This is a genomic window from Streptomyces sp. NPDC059003 (assembly GCF_042740445.1).
GTDB lineage: Bacteria > Actinomycetota > Actinomycetes > Streptomycetales > Streptomycetaceae > Streptomyces.
The window spans coordinates 1-5,271 of the sequence record NZ_JBHYJH010000325.1 but is presented as its reverse complement, the minus strand read 5'-3'; the positions used below and the strand labels follow the sequence as shown (position 1 = coordinate 5,271).

Genomic DNA, 5,271 nt, shown 5'->3' with positions numbered 1-5,271 from the left:
GAAGGGGCGCCCGCGCGCGGAGCGCGCTAATGGATGCAGTGGGGAGCCCCCGGCAGGGTCGTGGGAACCCAGGAGGCGTGAGCGGTGTATGAACGGTAGGAGTGCCGCGTCGAAGGGAACCTGATCGTGCTGAGACCTCAACGCCCCGCCGCGCTGGCCACGTTGGCCACCGCCGCCCTGCTGCTCGCCACCGCGTGCTCGTCGGACGACGGCGACGGCCCGTCCGAGGGGAACACGACATCGCACGCGTCGGGACCCAGCGCGTCGGGATCGGGGGACGGCGCCGAGCCGCCACCGGAGAAGGGCTCGGCCAGGGTCACCAAGACGCTCGCCACGGACCTGAAGTCGCCCTGGGGGCTCGCCGCGCTGCCCGGCGGCGACCTCCTGGTGTCGTCCCGCGACGAGGGCACCCTCACCCGCGTCGACGGCGGGACGGGAAAGAAGACGGAGGTCGGTTCGGTGCCCGGGGTGGCGTCGGGTGGCGAAGGCGGCCTGATGGGCCTCGCGCTCTCCCCCGAGTTCGCCTCCGACCACTTCGTGTACGCGTACTTCACGACGGAGTCGGACAACCGCATCGCCCGCATGCTGTACGACGAGAAGAAGCCCGCGGGCCAACAGCTCGGCGCTCCGGACACGGTGCTCAAGGGCATCCCGAAGGGCATGATCCACAACGGCGGCCGGATCGCCTTCGGCCCGGACAAGATGCTGTACGCGGGCACGGGCGAGACCGGCGACACGGGCCTCGCCCAGGACAAGAAGTCCCTGGGCGGCAAGATCCTCCGCCTGACCCCGGACGGCGAGCCCGCCCCGGGCAACCCGTTCGGCGACTCCCCGGTGTATTCGTACGGCCACCGGAACGTGCAGGGCCTGGCCTGGGACGAGCGGAAGCGCCTGTGGGCCTCCGAGTTCGGCCAGAACACCTGGGACGAGCTGAACGAGATCAAGGCCGGCGACAACTACGGCTGGCCGGACGTCGAGGGCGAGGGCGGCGCGGACAAGGGCTTCCACGACCCGGTGGCCCAGTGGAAGACGTCCGAGGCCTCGCCGAGCGGTGTCGCCTACGCCGAGGGCTCGGTCTGGATGGCGGGCCTGCGGGGACAGCGGCTGTGGCGGATCCCGGTGCGCGGCACGACGGGCGAGCCGGAGCCCGAGGCGTTCCTCACGGAGGAGCACGGCCGCCTGCGCACGGTGCTCGCGGCGGGCGGCGACAAGCTGTGGCTGGTGACGAGCGAGACGGACTCCAGAGGGACGCCCGAGAAGGGCGACGACAAGATCCTGGAGGTGGAGGTTAAGTGAGGTGAGGTGAGGTGAGGTGAGGTGAGGTGAAGTAGCGAAGCAGGGATTGGAGGGCAGGGGTCAGGGGGTGTCGGCTGGCGGCTCCGCGTCCGGCTCCGAGGACGTCTGCTGCGGGACGCGCACCACCACCTTGCCGGAGGCGAGGTCGATCGGCCCACGCCCGGGGTCCCCGTCGTCCACGTCCACGCGCGTCAGCTCCAGCCGCTTGTTCTCGTCGTCCGTGTGCTTGCGGCCAGGCGCGAAGAGCTGCTCGAACACGTTGAACACTGCGCCTCCCGAGAGCCGACCGAGGTTCCGCTCTCCAGCGTAAGCGAGCGCCCCGGAAACGAGCCGGGGCGGTCACCCCGCGGCCCGTTCCTCCTGCTCGGCGCCGGGGAAGAGCCGGAGCCGGTGGGCCAGTGCCGCCGCCTCGCCGCGGCCCGCGACGCCGAGCTTCGCGAGGATGTTGGAGACGTGGACGCTGGCCGTCTTCGGGGAGATGAAGAGCTCCTCGGCGATCTGGCGGTTGCTGCGGCCCGCGGTGACCAGGCGCAGGACGTCCCGCTCGCGGGTGGTCAGGCCCAGTTCCTCGGCCGGGTCGGCGGGCGCGGGCGTCGGCGCCCCGGTCAGGGAGAGCCGGGCGCGCTGGGCGAGCCGGGCGACGGCGTCGGCGAGGGGCCGGGCGCCCAGGTGCTCGGCGACGGCGCCCGCCTGGCGCAGGAGTTCGGTGGCCCGGTCCCGGTCGGCGTCGCCGCCGCCGGTCGCGGACGCGGGCCGCGAGCCGGAGGTCCCGGCCGTGAGCAGCGCCTCCGCCAGGCGGTAGCGGACCCGGGCGAGGTCGTAGGGCCGCTCCAGCGGGGCGATCTCGGTGAGGACCTCCAGCCAGTCGTCGGGGTTGGTGCGGCCCTCGGCGCGCTGCAGTTCGGCGCGGACCCAGAGGGCGTACGCCTGCCAGACCGGCACGTTGGTGGCGAGGGACTTGGCGGTGGTGCGGATGCGGTGCACGGACGCCTCGCGGCCCGCCTCGGCGATCGCGACGCCGTGGGCGTCGGACTCGGCGGTGGCGGCGGCGAGGAGCAGCGGCCAGCCGTACCGCTGGGTGCCCGGCGGAAGGCCGGACCCGACGGCCTGGTCGAGCTCGGCGCGGGCGTCGAGGATGCGGCCCTCGCCCCCGGCGAGGCCGACGGCGATGCGGGCGAGGGGCAGGGTGTTCTGCGGCATGTAGTCGTGCGTGCCGAAGTGCTTGCGGGCCTCGGCGAGTTGGTGGGCGGCCTCGGCGAAGTCGCCGCGGGCGAGCGCGCAGTAGGCGAGGCGGGTGCAGGCGCCGCCGCGCGGCTTGGCGCTGAGGACCGCGCGGCGGGCGGAGTCCAGGGCCTCGTCCCAGCGGCCGAGGGCGTACTGGGTCTCGGAGCGGTTGGACCACATCCAGGCCTCGGACTCGCGCATGCCGTACCGCTGGGCGAGCTCGATGCCCTCGTCGAGGAGGGTGACGGCCTCGCGGTGGCGGCCGATGCCTTCGAGGATCGAGGGCAGGTTGATGTAGCTGCGGCAGAGCACGCCGACGATGGTGTCGGCGACGACCCGGTCCCTGACGGCGTACAGCTCGGCGAGCCCGCCGTCGATGTCGCCCGCGTCGACCATCAGGCTGCCCAGGGTGAGGCGGCCGTTCAGCTCGATCTCCTGGGCGCCGACCATGCGGGCGTACTCCACGGCCTGTTCGGCGGCGGTGAAGGCGTCGGGGCCCGGCTCGTGCAGCGCCGACCAGCCGGCGACCGCGGACAGCACCTCGGCGTGCACCTCGGAGGGGGGAAGGCCGCGGACCAGGTCCTGCGCGGTGGCGAGCTCCTTCCAGCCGTCGCCGCGGGCGAGGCTCTGCACGAGCCGGGAGCGCTGCACCCAGAACCACGCGGCGCGCTGCGGATCCGGGTCGTCCTCCAGGAGGCGCAGGGCCCGCTTGGTTATCTTCAGGGCGCGTTCGCGCTCGCCGCACAGGCGGCCCGCGACGGCGGCCTCGGCCATCAGGTCCAGATAGCGCAGCGGGGTGGTGGCGGGGTCGCAGCCGCAGGGCGGGTAGACCTCGGCGTAGTCGACGGGGCGCAGCAGGACGCGGACGTCGTCGGGGGCGCCGTCCCACAGCTCCATCGCCCGCTCCAGGAGCCAGAGTTGCTCCGAGTAGGCGTGGCGGCGGCGGGCCTCGACGGAGGCGTTCAGGACGGCGGGCAGGGCCTTCGCGGCGTCGTGCGCGTGGTACCAGTAGCCGGCCAGGCGGGTCGCGCGCTGGTCGGCGGCGACGAGCGCGGGGTCGGCTTCGAGGGCGGTGGCGAAGCGGCGGTTGATGCGGGCGCGCTCGCCGGGCAGCAGGTCGTCGCCGACGGCCTCGCGCACCAGGGAGTGCCGGAAGCGGTAGCCGCCGCCGTCGGGCGACGCGATCAGGATGTTGGCGCCGACGGCGGCCCGCAGCGCGTCGATCAGCTCGTCCTCGCCGAGCCCGGCGACCTCGGCGAGCAGGTCGTACTCGACGGTCGAGCCGCCCTCGGCGACGATCCGCGACACCCGCTGGGTCTCCTCGGGCAGCTCCTCGACGCGTACGAGGAGCAGGTCCCGCAGCGAGTCGCTGAGCGCCGCGCAGCTGTTGCCGTGCGAGGCGACGGCGAGCTCCTCGACGAAGAAGGCGTTGCCGTCGGAGCGCTCGAAGACGTCGTCGACCAGCTTCGGGGCGGGCTCGGTGGCGAGGATCCCGGCCATCTGCCGTCCCACCTCGTCCCGCGTGAGCCGGCCCACGTCGACGCGGCGCACCGTGCGCAGCCGGTCGAGCTCGGCGAGCAGCGGGCGCAGCGGGTGGCGCCGGTGGATGTCGTCGGCGCGGTAGGTGGCGAGCATGACGAGGCGGCCGGAGCGCAGCGTGCGGAAGAGGTACGACAGCAGGTGCCGCGTGGAGGCGTCCGCCCAGTGCAGGTCCTCCAGGACCAGGACGACGGTGTGGTCGGCGGCAACGCGCTCCAGAAGGCGGGCGGTGAGCTCGAAGAGCCGCGCCATGGCCTCCTCGCCGGGCCTCCGGCCCGCCTCGGGGGGCTGCGGGGCGTCGCACAGCTCGGGCAGGAGCCGGGCCAGCTCCTCCTCCTGGCCCGCGGCGGCGGCCGCGAACTCGTCCGGGAGCTGCTGGCGCAGGGTGTGCAGGGCGGCGGAGAACGGCGCGAAGGGCAGGCCGTCGGCCCCGATCTCCATGCAGCCGCCGACCGCGACGACGGCGCCCCCGGCGACCGCGGCCGCCGCGAACTCCTCCATGAGCCGGGTCTTGCCCACGCCTGCCTCCCCGCCGAGCAGCAGGGCCTGCGGTTCGCCCGCGCGGGGCGTCGTGGCGCGGGTGAGCGCGTCGTTCAGTACGCGCAGTTCGTCGGTTCTGCCGACGAAGACGGGACTCACTGACCTGGTCTCCACAGGCGTGAGCATCGCACAGACCTGGGGTTTTGCGGGACCTGGTATTTCAATGGGCGAGACCGGGGCACGGTGGTGTGCCCCGGTCCCGGGTGGTTGGCCGCCGCTCGGCCGGTGTGCGGGCGTCACGCGGCGCGCGTGTAGCGGTCGGTGGGGCCGTCCGCCTTGCGCGGCTCCTGGCGGGGCGCCTGCGTGCGGGCCTCGGTCGCCCGGGCCAGGGCCTCGTCCCTGCCGTAGACCGGGCGGACCCTGAGGGCCTTCAGGCCCTTCAGGGCCTCGCGGACCAGGCCGTGGCGGGCGGCCTCGCGGGCCAGTTCGGCGGTGCGGAGCTGGTGCAGTTCGTACTCGAACATCTCGTCCCCCTGGGATCTCAGTGGTGCGCTCTCTGCGATGACTCCACTTTCGTTTCCCAGGGGGGTCGGCCACATCGGGAGGGTTCCGCATCTTGGGCGGGGTGGGGGGCCTTAGGGCGGGGGCGGGGGGCTTAGGTGGACCTTGGATTGGCTTAGGCGCATCGCGCTGCGCGCTCGTCCTCAAGCGCCGGACGGGCTGGAAATAGCC

General features: G+C 73.9%; 4 protein-coding genes. 1 reads left to right on the top strand and 3 read right to left on the bottom strand.

Annotated features, from left to right (window positions below; all coding sequences use genetic code 11):
- Window positions 1–126 precede the first annotated feature (126 nt).
- Window positions 127–1,296 (top strand): PQQ-dependent sugar dehydrogenase, encoded by a 1,170-nt coding sequence (locus ACFWZ5_RS44605; RefSeq protein ID WP_384806032.1) that lies wholly within the window; start codon window positions 127–129, stop codon window positions 1,294–1,296.
- A gap of 60 nt (window positions 1,297–1,356) precedes the next feature.
- Here the strand turns inward: ACFWZ5_RS44605 and ACFWZ5_RS44600 are convergent, their stop codons facing one another.
- The 3 genes from ACFWZ5_RS44600 to ACFWZ5_RS44590 form a co-directional block, all read right to left on the bottom strand.
- Window positions 1,357–1,563, bottom strand: a complete 207-nt coding sequence (locus ACFWZ5_RS44600; protein WP_384806030.1) for a DUF6191 domain-containing protein — start codon at window positions 1,561–1,563, stop codon at window positions 1,357–1,359.
- 72 nt (window positions 1,564–1,635) lie between these two features.
- A complete protein-coding gene (locus ACFWZ5_RS44595) occupies window positions 1,636–4,725 on the bottom strand; it encodes an AAA family ATPase (RefSeq protein WP_384806029.1) in 3,090 nt (1,029 codons plus the stop codon).
- Window positions 4,726–4,835: 110 nt separating this feature from the next.
- Window positions 4,836–5,063, bottom strand: coding sequence for a hypothetical protein (locus tag ACFWZ5_RS44590; RefSeq protein ID WP_384806027.1), 228 nt, complete (start codon window positions 5,061–5,063; stop codon window positions 4,836–4,838).
- Window positions 5,064–5,271: the final 208 nt, after the last annotated feature.